The following is a 19,657-nucleotide window of genomic DNA, read 5'->3' as shown; positions in this document are numbered from 1 at the left end:
ACCACAGGGCCACGCGCGTTCAACGAACATACTTAGGCTAAGCAGACCGTTGAACCTTCGACTAGAGAACCTGATGTGTAATCAGCTCGCCCAAGCGCGCACCCCTGATAGCCAGCGCCCATGAACCGAAGACCTCTGATCTTTGAGGCCCCTCGCGAGCATTCCACGGGGACACCCCGTACAGCACCTCCACCTCAGTGAGAGTGCTGAAACCCCACTCGATGAGGACAACATTGACTGAAAATACTGCCGTTAACGCAGACACCGCAACCGACGCTATCTTCCAGGAACCGGTTGTAGACACCCCCACCCAGCAGGTAGAAAAGGACGAGGACGGCGGCATCCGCTTCACCGATCTGGGTCTGGACGCCCGCGTGCTGGCAGCTCTTGAAAAGGTCGGCTACGAAAAGCCCTCACCCATTCAGGCTGAAACCATCCCCCTGCTGCTTGAAGGCCGCGACGTCGTCGGCCTGGCCCAGACCGGTACCGGTAAGACCGCAGCCTTCGCCCTGCCCGCTCTCTCAACCCTGGCAGAACTGGCCGACATCAACGGTGTCTCCAAAGACACCCAGGTGCTGGTGCTGGCCCCCACCCGTGAACTGGCTCTGCAGGTTGCCGAAGCTTTTTCCTCCTACGCCACCGATATGCCCGACTTCACCGTGCTCCCCATCTACGGCGGCTCACCCTACGGCCCCCAGCTGGCAGGTCTCAAGCGCGGCGCCCAGGTTGTTGTCGGCACCCCCGGCCGCGTCATCGACCACCTGAAAAAGGGCTCCCTGGATCTCTCCAACCTGCAGTACCTGGTACTGGACGAAGCCGACGAAATGCTCCGCATGGGCTTCGCCGAAGACGTAGAACAGATCCTGGCAGACACCCCCGACTCCAAGCAGGTTGCCCTCTTCTCAGCAACCATGCCCAAGACCATCCGCAAGATCGCTGATCAGTACCTCAACGACCCCGCAGAGGTCCGCGTCAAGTCAAAGACCACCACCAGCGCCAACATCCGCCAGCGCTACATGCAGGTCATGCACTCCCACAAGCTCGAAGCCATGACCCGCGTGCTTGAGGTCGAAGACTACGACGGCATCATCGCCTTCGTCCGCACCAAGAAAGAAACCGAAGAAGTCGCCGACAAGCTCAAGGCCCGCGGCTACCAGGCTGCCGCCATCAACGGCGACATCCCCCAGAACCAGCGCGAACGCACCGTCGAAGCCCTGCGCGATGGCCGCATCGACATCCTGGTCGCCACCGACGTTGCCGCCCGCGGCCTCGACGTCGAGCGCATCTCCCTGGTCGTCAACTTCGACATCCCCCACGACACCGAATCCTACGTGCACCGCATCGGCCGAACCGGCCGCGCAGGCCGCGCAGGCGAAGCCATCCTCTTCATGACCCCGCGTGAAAAGTACATGCTGCGTCAGATCGAAAAGGCAACCCGCCAGCAGGTCGAACAGATGCACATGCCCACCGTTGAAGATGTCAACGCCAACCGCAAGCAGAAGTTTGCCCAGCAGATCACCGACACCATCGAAACCGAAGATCTCAGCTTCTTCCGCGAACTCATCGACGCCTACGCCAACGAACACGACGTTGAAGGCGAAGAAATCGCAGCAGCCCTGGCCGTCATCGCCCAGCAGGGTCGCCCCTTCCTGGCCGAAGAAATGCCCGAACCCAAGAGCAAGAAGCGCGACCGTGACCGCGACTTCGACCGCGACGACAAGCCCCGCGGCGGCCGCCGCCACTCCGAAGAAGGCATGGTCGACTTCAAGCTCAACGTAGGCCGCTCCTCCCACGTCTCACCCGCAGCTATCGTCGGTGCTCTCACCAACGAAGGCGGCCTCAAGGGTAAGCAGGTCGGTGCAATCGATATCCGCCAGCACTTCACCATCGTCTCCCTGCCCGAAGCAGAACTGCCCGGTGACTTCTTCGACCGCCTGCGCGACACCCAGGTAGCCGGCGAATTCATCAACATCAAGCGCGACCGCGGCCCCAAGGGCGGCGGAGGCGGACGCAAGTTCGACCGTGACGACCGCGGCTTCGGTAAGAAGGACTTCGGTGGCAAGAAGAAGTTCGACGGTAAGAAATTTGACCGTGACGACCGCGGCTTCGGCGGCAAGAAAAAGTTCGACCGCGACGACCGTTTCGGCAAGAAGGACTTCGGCGGCAAGAAGAAGGGCCGCAAGAAGTTCTAAGGGCTGTGCCCTAGAACACCCCAAAAAACAGGTTCTAGATTTGCGTCTTCCAAAGGTTGTATCGTAAGCTAGTATCTGTTGCCCCGATAGCTCAGTGGTAGAGCGCCATCTTGGTAAGATGGAGGTCCCGGGATCGATTCCCGGTCGGGGCTCTGTATGAGCCCAAAAGTTCATACGTGGCGGTGTAGCTCAGCTGGTTAGAGCGCACGACTCATAATCGTGAGGTCGACGGATCGAGCCCGTCCACCGCTACGCCCCGATAGCTCAGTGGTAGAGCGCCATCTTGGTAAGATGGAGGTCCCGGGATCGATTCCCGGTCGGGGCTCAGATAACCTGTCAAGCATTAGCTTGGCAGGTTTTTTGTTTGTAGAGTGGTTTCTATGGCTATTAACCAAGAGATCGTAGGCCGCACCTACCCGGCCACAGAGTCCTATGCGGTCGGGCGAGAGAAAATCCGTGAATTCGCTACAGCCGTGAAGGCCACCAGCCCCCTGCACTTTGACGTGCAGGCCGCCCAGAGCGCAGGCTACAGCGACCTGATTGCCCCGCCCACCTTCGCCATTATTCTGGCCCAGAAGGCAGACGCCGCCCTGATTGGTGACCCCGAAGCCGGTATTGACTTCTCCCGCGTGGTCCACGCTGACCAGCGCTTCACCCACCACCGCCCGATTGTGGCCGGGGACGAGCTGCTGACCGAGGTGCACGTCGATAGCGTGCGCGTCATGGGAGCCGGCGCTATGCTGACCACCCGCGAAGAAATTACCACCGTAGAGGGCGAAAAGGTCGCCACCTGCATCTCATCACTGCTGGTTCGGGCGGAGGACTAACCCATGGCTATCTCTTTTGACTCCCTTGAAAAGGGTACCGAGATTGGTACCCGTCAGATTCCTGTCACCCGCGCTGACCTGGTGGTCTACGCGGGCGCGTCCGGCGACTTCAACCCCATCCACTGGAATGAGCGCTTCGCAACCGCTGTGGGCCTGCCCGGCGTCATCGCCCACGGCATGTTCACCATGGGTGCTGCCGTGCAGCTGGTGACCGACTGGGTAGGCGACGCCGGTGCGATTGTGGACTACCAGACCCGCTTCTCCAAGCCGGTTCCGGTACCCGATGCTGATGACGCGGCCTCCCCGGCTACCGGCGGCAACGTCATCTCGGTTGCCGGTAAGGTTGGCGCCCTGGATGCGGATGCCCGCACCGCCCGCATCGACCTGACCGTCACCGCCCCCGACACCGAGGGCAAAGAGCAGAAGGTGCTGATGAAGGCCCAGGCACTCGTGAAGCTTGCCTAGTATAGCCCCCACCTTGCGCACTAAAGGCGCCCGTTCAGAGATTGAGCGGGCGCCTTGTTGTGCACGACCACTAGAATAGACAGCAGGACACAAACACACTGACGCGCCCTCTTAGCTTTACTACGAGAGAATCGACCTTACCCACCATGGCACATAACCCCCGCACCCAGCTTTCCGACCGGCAGATTAAGACCTGGTACAGGGCGGTACTGGGGCTTTTCTTTGCCAGCGGTTTAGTAGTGTCTGCCCTGCTCACCCGTCTGCCCGATGTGGCCAACGGGCTGGGGCTGAGCTCCGGTCCCATGGGCTTGCTGCTGCTGGGTATGACCATTGGCTCCTTCTGCGCCGTGAGCTTCTCAGGTGCCCTCGTCGCCCGCCACGGCGCTATCCGCTGTATCGCGGCAGCCTACACCACCACCGTCACCGGCATGCTCCTAATCGGCCTGGGCGTGCACCTCGCCAGCGTGCCCGTGACCCTGCTCGGCCTCATGCTTCAGGGCCTGGGTAGCGCTGTCTCCAACGTGGCCTCCAACGTGCAGGGCGTAGCCAACGAGCGGGCACTGGGGCGCTACGTCACCCCCATCATGCACGGCTTCTTCTCTATCGGCACGGTCGTCGGGGCCGCTATCGGTACCCTGGACACCCGCCTGGGCGTGCCCTTCGCCGTCCATATGCTCTACTTCGCCCTTACCGTTGCCGCCCTCGTCCTTATCTCCCTCAAGTTCTGCCACAGCGAAAACTACGGCCAGGACGACACCCAGGCCATTGCCGCCGTCGGCTCCTACCGGGTGCGCGACGCCTGGCGCGATAAGCACACTATCCTTATCGGCCTTTTCGTGCTGGGCATGGCCCTGGCTGAAGGCTCAGCTAACGACTGGGTGGCCCTGGCCCTCACCCACGACTACGGCACCAGCACCACCATCGGGTCCCTCGGCTACTTCACCTTTGTAGTGGCCATGATGGTAGGGCGTTTTGGCGGCACCGCCCTGCTCAACCGCTTTGGCCGGGTGCCGGTGCTCCGCACCACCTGCTCGCTCGCCATTATCGGCCTGGCCCTCTTCATCTTCGCCCCTACCGTGCCCCTGGGCTTTGTCGGCCTGCTGGTCTGGGGCTTGGGCGCCTCCCTCGGCTTCCCGACCGGCATGTCAGCTGCCTCGGACGACCCGCTCAAGGCAGCCGTCCGCGTCTCCGTTGTCTCAACCATCGGCTATGCGGCCTTCCTGGGCGGCCCGCCCCTGCTGGGTCTGCTGGGGGAGCACTTTGGAATCCGCAACGGCCTGCTAGCCGTGCTGGTTTTTGTGGTTGTGTCCCTACTGCTCACCAGCCAGCTGGAACCCAAGAAGCCGGGCAACACCGTCCACACCGAAAAGCTCTAGGGGCACTAGCCGCCAGGACGCCCGCGCCCAGCTCCCAGCGCCCGGTGAGCACGCTCGCAGGCGGCACCCGGGCAGAGCCGGTAGAATGGGCACCGTGACTGACAAGCTTTTAAGTGAACTGACCACTGCCGCTGTGGGTGGCCCCGCCCGTCTCTTCGTTGAGGCCACCAGCGAGCAGGAGATTATTGATGCCGTAACCGCTGCCGACCGTGCAGGAGAAGACCTGCTGGTGGTGGGCGGGGGCTCTAACCTGCTGGTAGCCGATGAGGGCTTTGACGGGGCAGTGGTGCACATAGCTTCAACCGGTATTGAAACCGTGAGCGACTACGCCTGCGGCGGCACCACCCTGCGCGTGCAGGCAGGCCACACCTGGGGCGACCTGGTAGCCTACGCCGTAGAGAACGAGCTCTCCGGTATTGAGGCCCTCTCCGGTATTCCCGGTACTGTGGGGGCCACCCCCGTGCAGAACGTGGGGGCCTACGGCTCTGAGGTTGCCCACACCATCGCCTCGGTTCGTACCTGGGACCGTGAAACCGGCGGCTACAAGACCTTCGCTAACGCCGACTTGAAGTTCGCCTACCGCGACTCGATTCTCAAGCAGTCCACCGTCAACGGGTCTCCCCGCTATGTGGTGCTGACCGTAGACTTCCAGCTGCCGCACGGCTCCCAGTCCGCCCCCGTCCGCTACGCTGAGCTGGCCCGCCAGCTGGGTGTTGAGGTGGGGGAACGCGCCGACTCCCGCCTGGTGCGTGAAACCGTGCTGCGCCTGCGCGCAGGTAAGGGCATGGTGCTGGACGCCGCCGACCGCGACACCTACTCCACCGGCTCCTTCTTCACCAACCCCATCGTGGGGCAGGACGTCGCAGCCCAGCTCCCCGAGGACGCCCCCCGCTACCCGGCAACCACCCCCGCCGGTGAACCCCTGGACGGCATGGTCAAGCTCTCTGCCGCCTGGCTGATTCAGCACGCCGGGTTCGATAAGGGCTTCGGCCTGGATGGCGAGGCAGCGGAGCTCGCCGGCGGTCGGGCTTCACTCTCTACCAAGCACACCCTGGCTATCACCAACCGCGGGGGCGCCTCTACCGCCGATATTGCGGCTATCGCACGCGCTGTGCGAGCCGGGGTTGAGGAAAGCTTCGGGGTGCGCCTGGTTCCTGAGCCTGTTGTCGTTGGGTTTACTCTCTAACGCAGGGGCGTCATGAGCCTAGAGAAAGAAATCGAGAGCGGGCAGGGCGGACGCCTACACCGGCGTATGGAGCGCTTCCGCGCCTTTATGGGGCGGCACGCCGCCTTGCTCCTGCTCTACCGCCTGCTTATTATCGGGCTGGGTTTTTTGTGCATCGTCGCCGGTATTATCATGCTGGTGACGCCCGGCCCCGGCTGGCTTTTCATCTTCATGGGCATGAGCCTGTGGGGTACCGAATTCCACTGGGCCCACCGCCTGAACGTGTGGGCGAAAGCTAAGGTGCTGAATATCTGGCGGCAGATAGAGGCTAAGCGGCACCGAGCCCACCGCCGTCGCACCGCCGCCCGCTGGGCCAGCCGCAGCAACCGCAGCCACTACTGCCCAACGGGCTGCCACTACAGGAAAACACTATAACATTTCGAATATTTCGAATAGTGCTATAGTGGTGGCATGACCGTCACTCAGCATAATCAGCGTTCTATTCTTGAACCCTCCACCTTCCATGAAGCAGACTTAGAACTACTTTTTTCTTTCTTGCATAGCGCTTCTAGTGAGGATGAGGGGGCTCAGCCTGCGCTGCTATCGCCAGACGGTAAAAAACAGGTTATTCCCTTCCTCTTATATGACACACTAACAACCATCGTTGATGCCTTAGCCCATAACAAGGCTGTTTCGATTACGCCTACCGATACCAAGCTCACCACTCAGCAAGCTGCTGATTATCTCCAAATATCTCGTCCAACACTCGTAAAAATTCTCGAATCTGGTGATATTCCCTTTACTACTGTTGGCCGCCATCGCCGTGTGCTTCTCGCAGACTTGATTCAGTATGAAGAGAAAGAGCGAAGAGAGCGTAAAGCTTTCCTCCAAGAACAAACGCAAGAATCATCAGCAGACGGTAGCTACTTTGACCTACCTCCAAGCTTTGCGCAGACTCGCATTCCGTCAGGAAAATCTTAATGTCTGGGCTATCTGCTGTTCTCGATGCATGTGTACTGCTACCGATGCCAACGTGCGACTTACTTCTGCGCCTAGCAGATGCAAAAGAGTACAGGCCCCTCTGGTCGCATGGGATTCTAGAGGAAGTAGAACGCAACTTGCAGACAGCGTTCATGCGAACGCCTGGGCAGGCTGAGAAGCGCGTGAGAAATATGCAGAAATACTTCCCAGATGCAGAAGTTTGTGAGTATGAATCGCTGATACATCAGATGGGTAACGACCCTAAAGATCGCCATGTTTTAGCAGCAGCAGTTCGAGCTCGTGCTGACTTTATCGTTACTTTTAATCTGAAAGACTTCCCTGAAGAGACTTTAGCTCCATTTGATGTGAGGGCCGTTCATCCAGATGATTTTCTCTGCGACCGGTTTGCACTGAACCCGCAGAGAATCAAACAAATTGCTGAAGACATTGTGCGAGACATGAAGAACCCAGAGGTAACTCACACGGAGTATCTGGTGGGGTTGAGAAAAATTGGGCTGGTGAGGTTTGCAGAGACTCTTGAGTCTAATGGGTTCTAGCTTTCGAACCCCAGCATATGATCCAGAGTCTCGTGGATCTGCTGGTCTTCAAAGCCCAGTTTGCGCATGGCTGTAATGTACTTTTCGGTCAGGGTCTGCGCCTTGTGCGCGGTTGAGTCGAGGGCCGTAATAAAGGACCCTGCCCGGCCGTGCGTTTCAATGGCGCCGGCGGCTTCCAGCTCCTTGTAGGCCTTCGCCACCGTGTTTACTGCAAGACCTGTTTCGGCAGCTAGCGCCCGCATGGGCGGTAGCCGGTCACCGGCAGCCAGAGCGCCGGAAGCCCGTGCCGCAATAATAGCCCGCCGCAGCTGGGAGTAGGGCGGGACGTCCGACCCCTTATCAACCCTAAAATTTAAAGCACGGATGCCCCCGCACAGCTCCTCGTGGGAGTCGTGAATCGGGGGCATCTCGTTCTTTGTCATGGCACCAGTCTAAAGGGTGCCGGTCGCAATCTTCAGCATGCGGCGCACGGGTTCTGCGGCGCCCCACAGCAGCTGGTCACCCACGGTGAAAGCAGAGATGTACTGGGGGCCCATGTTGAGCTTGCGGATGCGGCCCACCGGGATATCCAGGGTACCGGACGCCGCAACGGGAGTCAGCCCCTCGACGGTGGCGTCCTTGGCGTTGGGGATAACCTTTGACCACTCGTTGTCCTCATCGATAATCTTCTCGATTTCCTCAACGGTCAGGTCTTCCTTGAGCTTTAGGGTCAGAGCCTGGGAATGGGAGCGCATGGTTGCAATACGCACGCACAGGCCGTCAAGAACCACGCGGTCATCACCCTCAAGGCCCAGAATCTTGTTGGACTCAGCCTCGGCCTTCCACTCTTCGCGGGACTGGCCGTTGCCCAGGTCAGAGTCGATCCAGGGAATCAGTGAACCGGCCAGGGGAACGCCGAACTGGGTGGTGTCGAGGTCGCCGGAGCGCTGGAGTTCCAGCACCTTGCGGTCGATCTCAAGGATGGCGGACGCGGGGTCGTCCAGCTCGGTTGCTACGTAGCCGTTGATATCGCCGAACTGCTTGAGCACCTCGCGCATGTGGCGGGCGCCGCCACCGGAGGCTGCCTGGTAGGTCATGGAGGTGCCCCACTCGACCAGTCCCTGCTTCCACAGGCCGCCCAGGCCCATGAGCAGGCAGGAGACGGTGCAGTTACCGCCGATGAAGTCCTTAACCCCTGACTCCAGGCCGCGGTCGATGACGTCGCGGTTGATGGGGTCAAGCACGATGACGGCGTCATCGTTCATGCGCAGGGTTGAGGCTGCGTCAATCCAGAGACCGCTCCAGCCGCGCTCGCGCAGCTGGGTGTGGACTGCCTTGGTGTAGTCGCCACCCTGGGCGGTCACGATGACGGGCAGCTTGGCGAGCTCGTCGATATCGTGGGCGTCCTTGAGCATGGACTCTTCCAGCGCCCCGCCGAAGGTGGGGGCTGCTGAACCGGCCTGGGAAGTGGAGAAGAAGACCGGGTTGATACCCTCGAAGTCACCTTCTTCGAGCATGCGCTTCATGAGCACGGAGCCGACCATGCCACGGTAACCAACAAAGCCTACGGAATCACCAGATGTAAAAGTCATGGTTTCAGTCTAGCTTTTACGGGCTCCCGGCGCAGGGTCTGGAACCGCATGGTGAGAGGGAGCTTCTCGCCGGTGGCGGTCAGCGCATAGCCTTTTTCAGAGCGGACGGGTGCGTCCTCAGCAACTAGTGCCCAGTCGGCCCCCAGTTCAGGGGCGTAGGTATCACCGGGAATCTCAGCCTCAAAGAGGGTGCGCTCCACCCGGGTTACCTGCCAACCCGCTACTCCGGGTAGGTCGGTGCGGTGTAGGGCCTCGGTGTAGAGAGAGCCGCCGCCAATGACCCAGTAGGTGGGGGCGTCCGGAGCTAAACTCTGCGCCGCCCCCAAAGCCGCATCAAGAGAAGGCGCCCAGATGGCACCATCCTTTTCTTCAACCTGCGAGACAGAACGCGTAATCACAAGATTGAGCCGCCCCGGTAGGGGGCGGAAGCGGGGAGGGCAGGACTCCCAGGTTACCCGACCCATAATGACCGGGGCGCCCAGGGTCAAGGCCTTAAAATGGGCTAGGTCCTCGGGGGCATACCAGGGCATATCGCCGTCGCGGCCAATCACCCCGTTGCCCGCCTGCGCCCAGATAGCCGCTAGCTCGGGCAGGGTACCCGAGCCGTTTACCTGCTCACCGTTCACGCTCAACTCCTCGACCCTAGACCGCAATCGGGGCCTTAATGAGGGGGTGATGGCGGTAATCTACCAGCTCAAAGTCCTCAAACTCGTAGTCAAAAATTGAGGGCTTCTTATTCTTAATGCGCAGGCGCGGGTAGGGGTAGGGCTTGCGCGACAGCTGCTCGGTGACCTGCTCGTAGTGGTTGGAGTAGATATGGCAGTCACCGCCGGTCCAGACAAACTCACCGGGCACCATACCCACCTCTTCAGCAATCAGCTGGGTCAGCAGGGCATAGGAGGCAATGTTGAAGGGCACGCCCAGGAACATATCGGCAGACCGCTGGTAGAGCTGGCAGGAGAGCTCCTTCTGGCCATCCTCCCGGGTCTTCACGTAGAACTGGAAGAGGGCATGGCAGGGTGGCAGCGCCATGTCGTCAACCTCAGCCGGGTTCCAGGCAGAGACAATATGACGGCGGGAGTCGGGGTTGTTCTTGAGCGAGTCAAGCACCTTGGCAATCTGATCGATGGTCTGCCCGTCACCGGCCGGCCAGGAGCGCCACTGCACCCCGTAGACCGGGCCCAGTTCGCCGTCCTCGTCCGCCCACTCATCCCAGATCGTCACGCCGCGCTCCTGCAACCAGCGCACGTTTGACTCCCCGCGCAGGAACCAGAGAAGCTCAATAACCACCGACTTGAAGTGCACCTTCTTGGTGGTGATCAGCGGAAAACTCTCAGATAAGTCAAAGCGCATCTGACGGCCGAAAACGCTCTTGGTGCCGGTGCCGGTGCGGTCGGCTTTCTCATCGCCGGTCGCCATAATCTCGCGCAGCAGGTCTTCGTAGGGGGTAGGAATAACAGTCATATCTTCTTTAATCGTCAAAAGGCTTAATTTGTTCCAGCGACACCACGGTCTTGGGGTGGGCCACAGACACCTGCAAGACCCACATCTCCCCGGGCTTGAGGTAAGGGTCATGCACGGGCAGATGGGGGCGTAGCTGCTTATTCAGGTGCTCGCCCAGAACCTCAAGGACGGTGGGCAGCACCGGGCGGTGGGTGCAGAGCATGACCGACTTATCCCGCTTCTCAAAGAGGGACTCGACCACCTTACGGGCGTGCTTGGGCGCCCGGGCATGGTGAGCCTCGGTCAGAGCCCGCTTCTCCTTGATGGAAATACCAGAGGCCTTCGAATAGGGGTAGACCGTCTGCATGCAGCGCACCCAGGGGGAGGAAATGATGCGTTCGGGCTGCCAGGCCTCCAGCAGGCGTCCTACCGCCAGTGCCTGGCGCTTGCCGGTAGCCGCAAGTGAGCGCTCGCCTTCGGCCCCGGCCCAGCTGGCGCGCGGTTTGGCCTTGGCATGGCGGACGATAATCACCGGGCGGGTGCGCAGGTTCTGCGCATGGGCCAGGGCCAGTAGGGCGTCGAGGGGCTCTTTGTCGGTGGCGTTGGTGAGCATGGTGCGGGCCTGCTTGGGAGTGACCCAGCGCAGCTCGTCCACTTCGCCCTCATCGGCAACGGCTTTTTGCCCGGCGGGTGCTTCGGCTGCCCAGTAGTAGACCTCCTTGGGCTTGCCCTTGACCTCGTAGGCGGTTACCGCCAGAGGGGCGCCGAGGGTGACGTTGAGCCCGACCTCTTCGCGGATTTCCCGGATGGCGGTTTCGGGCAGGGTTTCGCCGGGGTCCTGCTTGCCCTTGGGCCAGGACCAGTCATCGTAGCGGGGGCGGTGGATGATGAGGACCTGCACCTGGTCGTGGTGCCAGCGCCAGATAATGGCGCCTGCTGCGTTGACAGCTGCCCGGTTGTGGGGGCCTCGGCTGAGCGAGAGCGCTCCGTCGTGGGTGTGGGCGGCGTAGAAGGTCTCGGTGTGCGGCATGTGGGAAGCTCCGTGGGGGTGGGCAGGCATTCAGAATGTCCTTGAGTTAACCGAATGTTAACCCAAGGACATTCTAAGCCCCTTAGCTGTGAGCGGTGGACAAGGCGCGGACGTCTGCGCCCGGCTTAGGCTCGCTTGTTGCGTTTCTGGTCGCGGCTAGCCAGGTAGTAGGCCTGCACATCGCGCAAGGGTGAGCCGTCGGCTGCCAAGTGGTGGCGTTCCCAGGTGCCGTCTGACCCCAGGTGCCAGTTGCTGGTTTTCTCTGAGAGGTAGTTGTCGAACATCTCTAGCAGGTACTTGATATGGGCTTCTGCCTTCACATGCACCAGGGCTTCAACACGGCGGTCGAGGTTGCGGTGCATCATGTCTGCTGAACCGATGTAGACCTTGGGGGTCCCGGCGTTTTCGAAGGTGAAGACGCGGGAGTGCTCGAGGAAGCGGCCCAGGACTGAACGCACCTTGATGTTCTCGGAGAGGCCGGGGACGCCGGGGCGCAGGGCACAGATACCGCGAACGACCACGTTGACCTCAACCCCTGCCTGGGAGGCGCGGTAGAGGGAGTCGATGATGGCCTCATCGACCATGGAGTTGCACTTGATCTGAATCTTGGCGGCGTGGCCCGCGCGCTTGTGCTCGATTTCCTTGTTGATGTTGTCAATCAGGCCCGAACGCAGGGAGCGGGGGGCAACCAGCAGCTGCTTGTAGGTGGTCTTCGGGGCGTAGCCGGAGAGCTGGTTGAAGAGGCGGGAGACGTCCTCACCGATTTGCGGGTCGCAGGTGATGAGACCGAGATCCTCGTAGAAGCGGGCGGTGGAGGGGTGGTAGTTACCGGTGCCGATGTGGCAGTAGCGGCGCAGCCCGTCCGCCTCTTTACGCACAACCAGGGAGAGCTTGCAGTGGGTCTTTAGGCCCACGATGCCGTAGACCACGTGCACGCCCGCGCGTTCCAGCTTGCGGGCCCAGTTGATGTTGGCCTCTTCGTCGAAGCGGGCCTTAATCTCAACCAGGGCCAGCACCTGCTTGCCGGCTTCGGCTGCCTCAATGAGGGCGTCCACGATGGGGGAGTCGCCGGAGGTACGGTAGAGGGTCTGCTTAATGGCGAGGACGGCCGGGTCGGCCGCGGCCTGCTCCAGGAAGGCCTGCACGCTGGTGGCGAAGGAGTCGTAGGGGTGGTGCAGCAGGACGTCGTGGTCGCGGGTTGCGGTAAAGACGTCGGCTGCCTTGGAGGTCTCGTTGGCGTTGAGCCAGCGGGAGGTGTGGGCGATGTGCTTGGGGTAGTGCAGGGCCGGGCGGTTGGTCTTGGCGATATCGGACAGGCCGCGCAAATCGAGGGGAGCGGGGAGCTTGTAGACCTCGTGCTCGTCGATACGCAGCTCTGAAACGAGCAGGTCAAGGATGGTGGGGTTGATGGTGTCTTCAACCTCCAGACGCACCGGGGGGCCAAAGCGGCGGCGCAGCAGCTCGGTTTCTAGGGCCTTGAGCAGGTTCTCGGCGTCGTCTTCTTCAACTTCAAGATCCTCGTTGCGGGTCACGCGGAAGGCGTGGTGCTCCACGACCTCCATGCCGGGGAAGAGCATGTCGAGATGCTCGGCGATAATGACCTCAAGGGGGATGAAGCGGACCTCGCCCGAGGAGGACTTGACCGCGCGGGCGCCGTCAACGGCCACCATGCGCTCGATGGCTTCGGGCACCTTGAGGCGGGCGAAGAGCTCCTTGCCGGTCTGGGGGTTGCGGACGATGACGGCCAGGTTGAGCGACAGACCAGAAATGTAGGGGAAGGGGTGGGCCGGGTCAACAGCCAGGGGGGTGAGCACGGGGAAGAGCTCGGCGCGGAAGAAACGGGAGAGGCGCTCCTGCTCACTGGAGGAGAGGTCTGCCCAACCGACGATACGGATGTTTTCCTTTTCCAGCTCGGGGTAGACCTGCTCGTGGAAGACACGGTACTGGCGCTCCTGCAGGGCATGGGCGGCCTCGGAGATTTCTTCCATCTGTTCTTCGGGGGAGAGCCCGGCTGCTGAGGGTACGGCGATACCGGTGGCAATGCGGCGCTTGAGGCCCGCCACGCGTACCATGAAGAACTCGTCCAGGTTGCTGGTGACGATGGAGAGGAAGTTCAGGCGCTCTAGCAGGTAGAGGTTGGGGTCTTCGGCCAGTTCGAGCACTCGGGTATTGAACTCGAGCCAGCTGATTTCGCGGTCAAGGAAGCGGTCGCTGCCGAAATCGCCTTCGAGGTTGGGCTGCTTGATTTTTTCGCCCACGTCGATGCGGTCTACGCGGGTTTCGGCGCGTTCGAGCTTGTTAATATCGCCGTTGATATGGGGGTGGGCCGGGGTTTCTGCCGGTGTAGTGGTCATGGTGTGCCTTTCAATGCGAGGGGCGGTGGTAAAGATTAGGGGTGGGCAGGTGCGTACTGTCGGTCGATGGTGAGGGGGGTAAAGCCGAGGGAGCGGTAGAGGGCTACAGCGGCGGTGTTGTCGGCATCGACATAGAGGACGATGCGGTCAAGGGGCGTGCCGGACTCGTCGGTAGCCCCGGCTAGATAGGCCATGCCGGCTAGGGTCAGAGCCTTCCCCAGCCCCTTACCCTGCCAGGTGGGCGCGATGCCCACCGCATAGACTTCCCCTTCGGGGTGCTCGCCCTGGCCGGTAGGAATCTTGGTCCAATGGAAGCCTGCCAGCTGCCCGTCCTTTTCTACAGCCAGGAAGAACCCTTCTGCCCGGAACCAGTCAGAGTCGGTGCGGGCCGCAAGGTCATCGAGGGTTAGCCGCCCCTGCTCGGGGTGGTGGGCAAAGGCCTGGGCATTGACCTGCACCCAGGCCTCAGCCCGGTCGGGGGTGTAGGTGGTCAGCGTTAGGCCAGCGGGGAGGGGGCGGGCCTGGGCAGCGGCGCGGACGCTCTCCCGCGCCTCATCGGTCAGGGCCAGACCCAGCTTGTAGAGTTCGCGAGTAGGGCGCCAGCCCAGCTTATCGGCCAGGTGGGTTGCAGCCTGCAGGGCAGGGCTAGACGTATCAGAACCACCGTGTACCCAGGCCCGAAGCGGCTCTTCACCGGCAGCCTCAACCGCCGCGCCTATTAGGGCCGAGCCAAGGCCCTGGCCACGGGCCTCGGGGGCAACAGCGGCCTCCAACACCCAGATCTTGCCTTCTCTCACCAGGGCCGCAAAACCTAGGGGCGCACCAGCCTGCCGGGCCTCAAAAAGCCGCACACCGGCGTCCGCCCCCGCAGCTGCCTTGTGCAGCTCAACAAAGGTCTGCTCAGAAAAGGGGGAGGCGCCGTCCTGCCGCCGGGCCAGCTCAGCCAACCGCTCAAAATCAGCTAGCACAACACCCGAAACCTTGGGTGAAATAATTTCATAGACCACACGCGCCTCCTACACACATCGCAGCTCCTCTAAGCCTACCTAGAATCCGACCGCGCCGAGTTAAAGCTATACCCCACATTGCGAACCGTCGTAATCAACTGCTCATTGTCAGGGCCCAGCTTCGACCGCAGACGACGAATATGCACATCAACCGTGCGCGTACCACCGTAGTAGTCATAACCCCACACTTCAGAGAGAAGCTGGGCACGCGTAAAAACCCGCCCGGGGTGCTGCACCAAAAACTTCAGCAACTCAAACTCTTTGTAGGTCAGGTTCAGGGGCGACCCCTGCAAACGCGCCGAATACGAGGCCTCATCGACCGTGATACCACCGGCCCGAATCACCGTGCTCTCAGGCTCAGCCTCCTCAGCCACATGCGCCGTCAGCAACCTCAAACGGGCCTCAAGCTCAGCCGGACCCACCGACTCAAGCACGATATCGTCCACCATCCAGTGCGGCGCCACCGCAGCCATACCGCCCTCGGTAAGCACCATCAACAGCGGCGTAGTAAAACCAGACCCCTTCAACAACTGGGCACAGTTACGGGCCGCAACCAACTGCTCACGGGCATCAACCAAGACCACATCGGGTCCAGCCGCCTGCACCATGGACGGCGCAGCGCCCAGAGGAAGAACCGATATCTGATGAGCCAACAACCCCAGCGACTGAGTGACATCAGCGCCATCGGTCGCAGAATCACTCAATACGACAATATGCAGCACGCTCATACACTCCCTAGAACAGGTCAACTCAAGCACCAGTATAAAACGCAGGCCACAGACGTTGATAAACAGGTTCGTAATACGGGAAGATAAGAAGAAGCCCGGAACCCACACCACCGGCCCACCACACAGCGAGATGAAACCCCAGAGTGACGACTAAAGACCCCACCCACACCCGAGCTATCCGCACCTTCGTCCCCGAGCTCACCAAGCTCCGCCGGGCCAGGCAGAAAACCGTCTACGAAGGGCCCATCGGGCGTATCGGCATAACCCGCCGTTCTCGCTACACACTGGTGGCGCTCTCAGCCCTCGTCACCCTTATAGCCCTGGTCATCACCGCAGCTACCTCACCCGACCTCGCAGCACTCACCGGGCTGGGCGCCGTCCTTCTCATCGCAGGCGGCTGGCCCGCCGCCACCGGCATCGCCGAACTGCGCGGACGCCGCCGCATTACCTCCCACTCCGTCATCGTGCTGGTATCGGGCGTAGCCTCCTTGCTCTACTCTTGGCTCAACCCCGGCAGTTCCCCCCTGGCCTTCCTGCCCGCTATCGCAGCGGTGGGCGTGGTCGCAAGCTTCATGGCAGAACTTGCCCGCGGCGAAGGCGCTGTGGGGCGCCTGGAGTCGGTCATCAGCTGCGTCTCGGGTGTGCTGGCCTCAGTCTCTGTGGCAGGATGGGTGGGTCTAGCCATCCTGGCCAGGGACGTTGAAACCGCCTACCCCGTCATCACCATCGGCCTGGCCGTCGGTCTGCTGCTGGGACTTATCGGCATCCGGGTTGTCTCGGCAGGCCCCAAGGAAGGGCCCCGCCGTGGCGCTGTCACCCTGGGCGTAACACCCGTAGCATTTATCGGCGTCATCGCCTATGTGTGTGCGACTTTCCTCACGCGCGTGGTAGGGTAGCGGTATGAGTATTCTTGCACTTGAAATTTTCTTCCTCGTCCTTCTGGGCCTGGCAGGTCTGGCTATCTTCACCTGCATCGGTTTCGTACTCACCGGCCTCTTCCGTGGCCAGAAGTAAGCAACCCACAGGCTTCTCAGCACCGGCCCCGCGCACTGTTGCGCGAGGGCCGGTTTTCTTTATGTTTCGGGCGCCTAAGGTGAAGGGAGCAGCGGGGGCGCCCCGGCAGACGACTGGCTGGGGCTGGCATGAATTGCAGTCGATGAGCGTCGAGATTCCGAGCGTGCGAGGAAAATAATCTCGGCGCGAATCTGGCGAGCTTGCGAGCCAGAGCGAACCAGCAAGAAGGTTAGTCGTCAGAGGGACGCCTCTGCCGCCCGCACTTCTCCCGCACTACACTGGTATGTATGGCTATTGAAATTCCCACCAACCTTACCCCCGAACTCGTGCCCTTCTCCTGGCTGCTGGGCACCTGGGAGGGTACCGGCTCCCTCTGGTACGAGGGGGCAGAATCAACTCCCTTCGGGCAGATTATTACCTTCAGCCAGGACGGCCTGCCCTTTATCGAATACCGCGCCGAGAGCTTCCTGCTCGATGACCAGGGCCAGAAGCTGCGCACCATCACTGTTGAGACCGGCTTCTGGCAGATTGACCGCCCTCAGGTGGACGGCGACGTCGGGCCCGGCCTGGTGCCTGCTGACGTGGTCCCTGTGCACCAGGATGCTGAGTCCGTTGAGTCCCTGCGCAACGAGGACGGCGGCTTCAACCTGCTGGCCACCATCGCCCACCCCGGTGGTCTGACCGAAAACTATGTGGGCATGATTAAGGGCCCGGTGGTGCGTATGCAGACCGGCAACATGCTCAAGGACGACATCACCAAGGACTACGCCGGTTCTGTACGCCTCTGGGGCCTGGTCAACGGCAACCTCATGTGGGACTGGGAAACTGCTAACCCCGAAACCCGCAAGCTTGAGAAGCACGCTTCGGCTGAGCTGCGGAAGACCTCATCTATGACCGGTGAAGATCTGGGTACCACCATGTTCGGCGGCGAAAACCTTGCAGGTGACCAGTAGTGACTGCCTACCGTAGCCCCCTGCTGTCTCGCCCGGGCGCCTTTGCGGCGTCCGGGGCGGACGCCGGGGTCGCTGCCCACTACGGCGACCCGGTTGCTGAGCAGCGGGCCCTGGCCCGCCGTACCCGGCTTGCTCTGGTTGACCACTCCAACCTGGGCGTGGTGACGGTTGCGGGCGAGGACCGCCTGAGCTGGCTGACCACCCTCTCAAGCCAGGTCCTAGCCGGGCTGGGGGAGGGGGACTCCACCGAGCTTCTTCTGCTGACCCCGCAGGGCCGTATCGAGTTCTCTGCTTTCGCTGTTGAGAAGGACGGCGCGGTCTGGCTGATCACCGAACGGGACCAGGCCGCGCCCCTGGCCGAGTATTTGAACCGCATGAAGTTCATGCTGCGCGTTGAGATTACCGACCGCACCGAAACCCACGCGGTGCTGGGGGCCACCCTTGACCCGCGCGAGGCTGAGGGCGCGGATGCCGTGCTGGCAGGCGGCATCGTCTGGACTGACCCCTGGGGCGCCGGCATTGCCCCCGGGGGCTACACCTACGCGTCCGCTGGGGAAGGCGAGCACCCGGCGTCCGCCTACCGCCGCTACCTGACCATCGTGCCCGCCCACCGCCTGCTGGACGCAATCGAGGGAGCCCAGCTAGCCGGGGTATGGGCGGCTGAGGCCCTGCGTATTGAGGCCTGGCGGCCGCGCGTGGGCGTGGACTCCGATGAGAAGACCATCCCCCACGAGCTCGACCTGCTGCGCACCGCTGTGCACCTGGAGAAGGGCTGCTACAAGGGCCAGGAGACCGTGGCCCGCGTGCACAACCTGGGCCACCCGCCCCGCCGTTTGACCTTCCTCGACCTGGACGGCTCCGAGCACACCCTGCCCGCTGCCGGTTCTGCCGTGATGAACGGCGAGAAGAAGGTGGGCACCGTGACCTCGGTGGCCCTGCACCACGAGGCTGGGCCTATCGCCCTGGCCGTCCTCAAGCGCTCGGTTGACCCCGCCGCCACCCTGCGCGTGGTGGACGGGGGAGATACGGACGCCGACGGCAACCCCGCAACCAGCCAGTACGCCGCCGCCCAGACCGTGATTGTCGCTCCGGACGCCGGCCAGGTGGCAGGACGCCGGAACATGGGGGACTTTTTACGGTAGGCAGTGCTGTTCTGCTGTGACCTCCGCTGCGTATCACGAGTTGCTCTCTGGGGCGCAGGGGCCTTGGTCGTCAGTTGAAGGAGGCAGGGGGATTCTTGCTTGGGTCTTAGACGGTAGAACCAAGCGTTGGTAGTAGGTGGAACTGGTTTGGTTCTGTTGCCAAAATATTTTTCACAGATTCTTGACAAGTGATGTTCATCATGTAAGTATTTGTAATACGGCTCACAGGTTCACAATTTGTAATGAAAAATTTTCAATTTAGGGAGTCGCGATGTTTAAGCGATTTTATGTTTTTCTTGTATCTCTAGTAATTGCTATTTCGTTTGGCCTAATGGTGCCAGCAAATGCTATTACTTCCCCTGGAGGCTCGCATAATAGCGAGATTCTGGCAGAGAAGCTTTTAGAGTATGCTGTCCTTGATTCAGCTGGCAATATTGACTACTTCGATGTCGATGGAGCCCGGGCAGACGATGTAAGCGAAGTTGTTTTGCTGTCAGCCATTTCGTACAATCAGGGGGTATCAAATCGTCTTGGAGGGGGAGCTTTTCCTGCTCTTGCTGGGCATGATCCTCAAATTGGCTTTCCAGTTCATGGGAATTGGTGCGGCCCAGGGGTGAGTGGCCCTGGCGCTCCGATTGATTTGCTCGACACGCGGTGTCGCACTCATGACCTGTGTTATGCAGAGAAGGGTTATTTCAATAAAACCTGTGACCGTCAGCTAGTTGCTTTGATTACAGTTGACTTACAGATGAATAAGTACTCAGGCTGGGTGAAGGCTAAGGCAATTGCTATTAGGCAAGTTTTTGCTCCTAATGCGATTTTTTAGAAAAGGTGGTAGAGATGGTATCTTAC

General features: G+C 61.3%; 20 protein-coding genes and 3 tRNA genes. 15 read left to right on the top strand and 8 right to left on the bottom strand.

All coding sequences use genetic code 11. The annotated features are described in order from the left end of the window. Positions 1-221: 221 nt before the first annotated feature. From L6758_RS05105 to L6758_RS05055, 11 genes are all read left to right on the top strand, one after another. Complete coding sequence (locus L6758_RS05105) at positions 222-2,192, top strand: DEAD/DEAH box helicase (RefSeq protein WP_423817186.1); 1,971 nt, start codon at positions 222-224, stop codon at positions 2,190-2,192. A gap of 80 nt (positions 2,193-2,272) precedes the next feature. Continuing rightward, positions 2,273-2,344 (top strand) — tRNA-Thr (locus L6758_RS05100). 26 nt (positions 2,345-2,370) lie between these two features. Next, positions 2,371-2,444, top strand: a tRNA-Met gene (locus tag L6758_RS05095). 1 nt (position 2,445) lies between these two features. Beyond that, positions 2,446-2,517, top strand: a tRNA-Thr gene (locus L6758_RS05090). A 55-nt stretch (positions 2,518-2,572) separates the two neighbouring features. Beyond that, the gene (locus tag L6758_RS05085) at positions 2,573-3,019 is read left to right on the top strand and encodes a MaoC family dehydratase N-terminal domain-containing protein (protein ID WP_237204738.1); all 447 of its coding nucleotides are present in this window, start codon (positions 2,573-2,575) and stop codon (positions 3,017-3,019) included. Positions 3,020-3,022: 3 nt separating this feature from the next. Next, complete coding sequence (locus L6758_RS05080; protein WP_237204739.1) at positions 3,023-3,484, top strand: MaoC family dehydratase; 462 nt, start codon at positions 3,023-3,025, stop codon at positions 3,482-3,484. A gap of 146 nt (positions 3,485-3,630) precedes the next feature. Beyond that, complete coding sequence (locus L6758_RS05075; RefSeq protein WP_237204740.1) at positions 3,631-4,860, top strand: MFS transporter; 1,230 nt, start codon at positions 3,631-3,633, stop codon at positions 4,858-4,860. 94 nt (positions 4,861-4,954) lie between these two features. After that, the gene (locus tag L6758_RS05070; RefSeq protein WP_237204741.1) at positions 4,955-6,046 is read left to right on the top strand and encodes a UDP-N-acetylmuramate dehydrogenase; all 1,092 of its coding nucleotides are present in this window, start codon (positions 4,955-4,957) and stop codon (positions 6,044-6,046) included. 12 nt (positions 6,047-6,058) lie between these two features. Continuing rightward, positions 6,059-6,460: a PGPGW domain-containing protein gene (locus L6758_RS05065; protein WP_237204742.1), complete on the top strand. Its 402-nt coding sequence runs from the start codon at positions 6,059-6,061 to the stop codon at positions 6,458-6,460. 36 nt (positions 6,461-6,496) lie between these two features. Beyond that, positions 6,497-7,006: a helix-turn-helix domain-containing protein gene (locus tag L6758_RS05060; RefSeq protein ID WP_237204743.1), complete on the top strand. Its 510-nt coding sequence runs from the start codon at positions 6,497-6,499 to the stop codon at positions 7,004-7,006. Continuing rightward, complete coding sequence (locus tag L6758_RS05055) at positions 7,006-7,563, top strand: PIN domain-containing protein (protein ID WP_272878566.1); 558 nt, start codon at positions 7,006-7,008, stop codon at positions 7,561-7,563. Before L6758_RS05060 ends, L6758_RS05055 begins: the two co-directional genes overlap by 1 nt. Here the strand turns inward: L6758_RS05055 and L6758_RS05050 are convergent. The 8 genes from L6758_RS05050 to L6758_RS05015 all read right to left on the bottom strand — a co-directional run bounded on the left by L6758_RS05050 (position 7,560) and on the right by L6758_RS05015 (position 15,690). Further along, a complete protein-coding gene (locus L6758_RS05050; RefSeq protein ID WP_237184926.1) occupies positions 7,560-7,985 on the bottom strand; it encodes a GntR family transcriptional regulator in 426 nt (141 codons plus the stop codon). The genes L6758_RS05055 and L6758_RS05050 overlap by 4 nt on opposite strands. Positions 7,986-7,994: 9 nt before the next feature. Next, on the bottom strand, positions 7,995-9,134 hold the full coding sequence (gene asd, locus L6758_RS05045; protein ID WP_237204744.1) for an aspartate-semialdehyde dehydrogenase: 1,140 nt from the start codon (positions 9,132-9,134) through the stop codon (positions 7,995-7,997). Next, positions 9,131-9,760, bottom strand: a complete 630-nt coding sequence (locus L6758_RS05040) for a dihydrofolate reductase (RefSeq protein ID WP_272878567.1) — start codon at positions 9,758-9,760, stop codon at positions 9,131-9,133. The genes asd and L6758_RS05040 overlap by 4 nt, the downstream gene beginning before the upstream one ends. Positions 9,761-9,776: 16 nt before the next feature. Then, positions 9,777-10,598: a thymidylate synthase gene (locus L6758_RS05035; protein WP_237204745.1), complete on the bottom strand. Its 822-nt coding sequence runs from the start codon at positions 10,596-10,598 to the stop codon at positions 9,777-9,779. A 7-nt stretch (positions 10,599-10,605) separates the two neighbouring features. Then, positions 10,606-11,637, bottom strand: coding sequence for an NUDIX hydrolase (locus L6758_RS05030; RefSeq protein WP_237204746.1), 1,032 nt, complete (start codon positions 11,635-11,637; stop codon positions 10,606-10,608). 95 nt (positions 11,638-11,732) lie between these two features. After that, on the bottom strand, positions 11,733-13,961 hold the full coding sequence (locus L6758_RS05025) for an RNA degradosome polyphosphate kinase (RefSeq protein WP_237204747.1): 2,229 nt from the start codon (positions 13,959-13,961) through the stop codon (positions 11,733-11,735). Between the two features lie 35 nt (positions 13,962-13,996). Then, positions 13,997-14,968: a mycothiol synthase gene (mshD, locus tag L6758_RS05020; RefSeq protein ID WP_237204748.1), complete on the bottom strand. Its 972-nt coding sequence runs from the start codon at positions 14,966-14,968 to the stop codon at positions 13,997-13,999. A 35-nt stretch (positions 14,969-15,003) separates the two neighbouring features. Further along, complete coding sequence (locus L6758_RS05015) at positions 15,004-15,690, bottom strand: response regulator transcription factor (protein WP_237204813.1); 687 nt, start codon at positions 15,688-15,690, stop codon at positions 15,004-15,006. A 149-nt stretch (positions 15,691-15,839) separates the two neighbouring features. On the opposite strand from L6758_RS05015, the gene L6758_RS05010 reads away from it, so the two are divergent. The 4 genes from L6758_RS05010 to L6758_RS04995 all read left to right on the top strand — a co-directional run bounded on the left by L6758_RS05010 (position 15,840) and on the right by L6758_RS04995 (position 19,631). Further along, a complete protein-coding gene (locus L6758_RS05010) occupies positions 15,840-16,592 on the top strand; it encodes a hypothetical protein (RefSeq protein ID WP_237204749.1) in 753 nt (250 codons plus the stop codon). 405 nt (positions 16,593-16,997) lie between these two features. After that, the gene (locus tag L6758_RS05005) at positions 16,998-17,663 is read left to right on the top strand and encodes an FABP family protein (protein ID WP_237184887.1); all 666 of its coding nucleotides are present in this window, start codon (positions 16,998-17,000) and stop codon (positions 17,661-17,663) included. Then, entirely contained in the window at positions 17,663-18,805 is a 1,143-nt protein-coding gene (ygfZ, locus tag L6758_RS05000) for a CAF17-like 4Fe-4S cluster assembly/insertion protein YgfZ (protein ID WP_237204750.1), read from the top strand. Before L6758_RS05005 ends, ygfZ begins: the two co-directional genes overlap by 1 nt. 271 nt (positions 18,806-19,076) lie before the next feature. Further along, entirely contained in the window at positions 19,077-19,631 is a 555-nt protein-coding gene (locus L6758_RS04995) for a hypothetical protein (protein ID WP_237194778.1), read from the top strand. Positions 19,632-19,657 lie beyond the last annotated feature (26 nt).

This window comes from Rothia nasimurium (genome assembly GCF_928382285.1).
Lineage (GTDB): Bacteria > Actinomycetota > Actinomycetes > Actinomycetales > Micrococcaceae > Rothia > Rothia nasimurium_E.
This window is presented reverse-complemented; position numbering and strand designations above follow the sequence as displayed.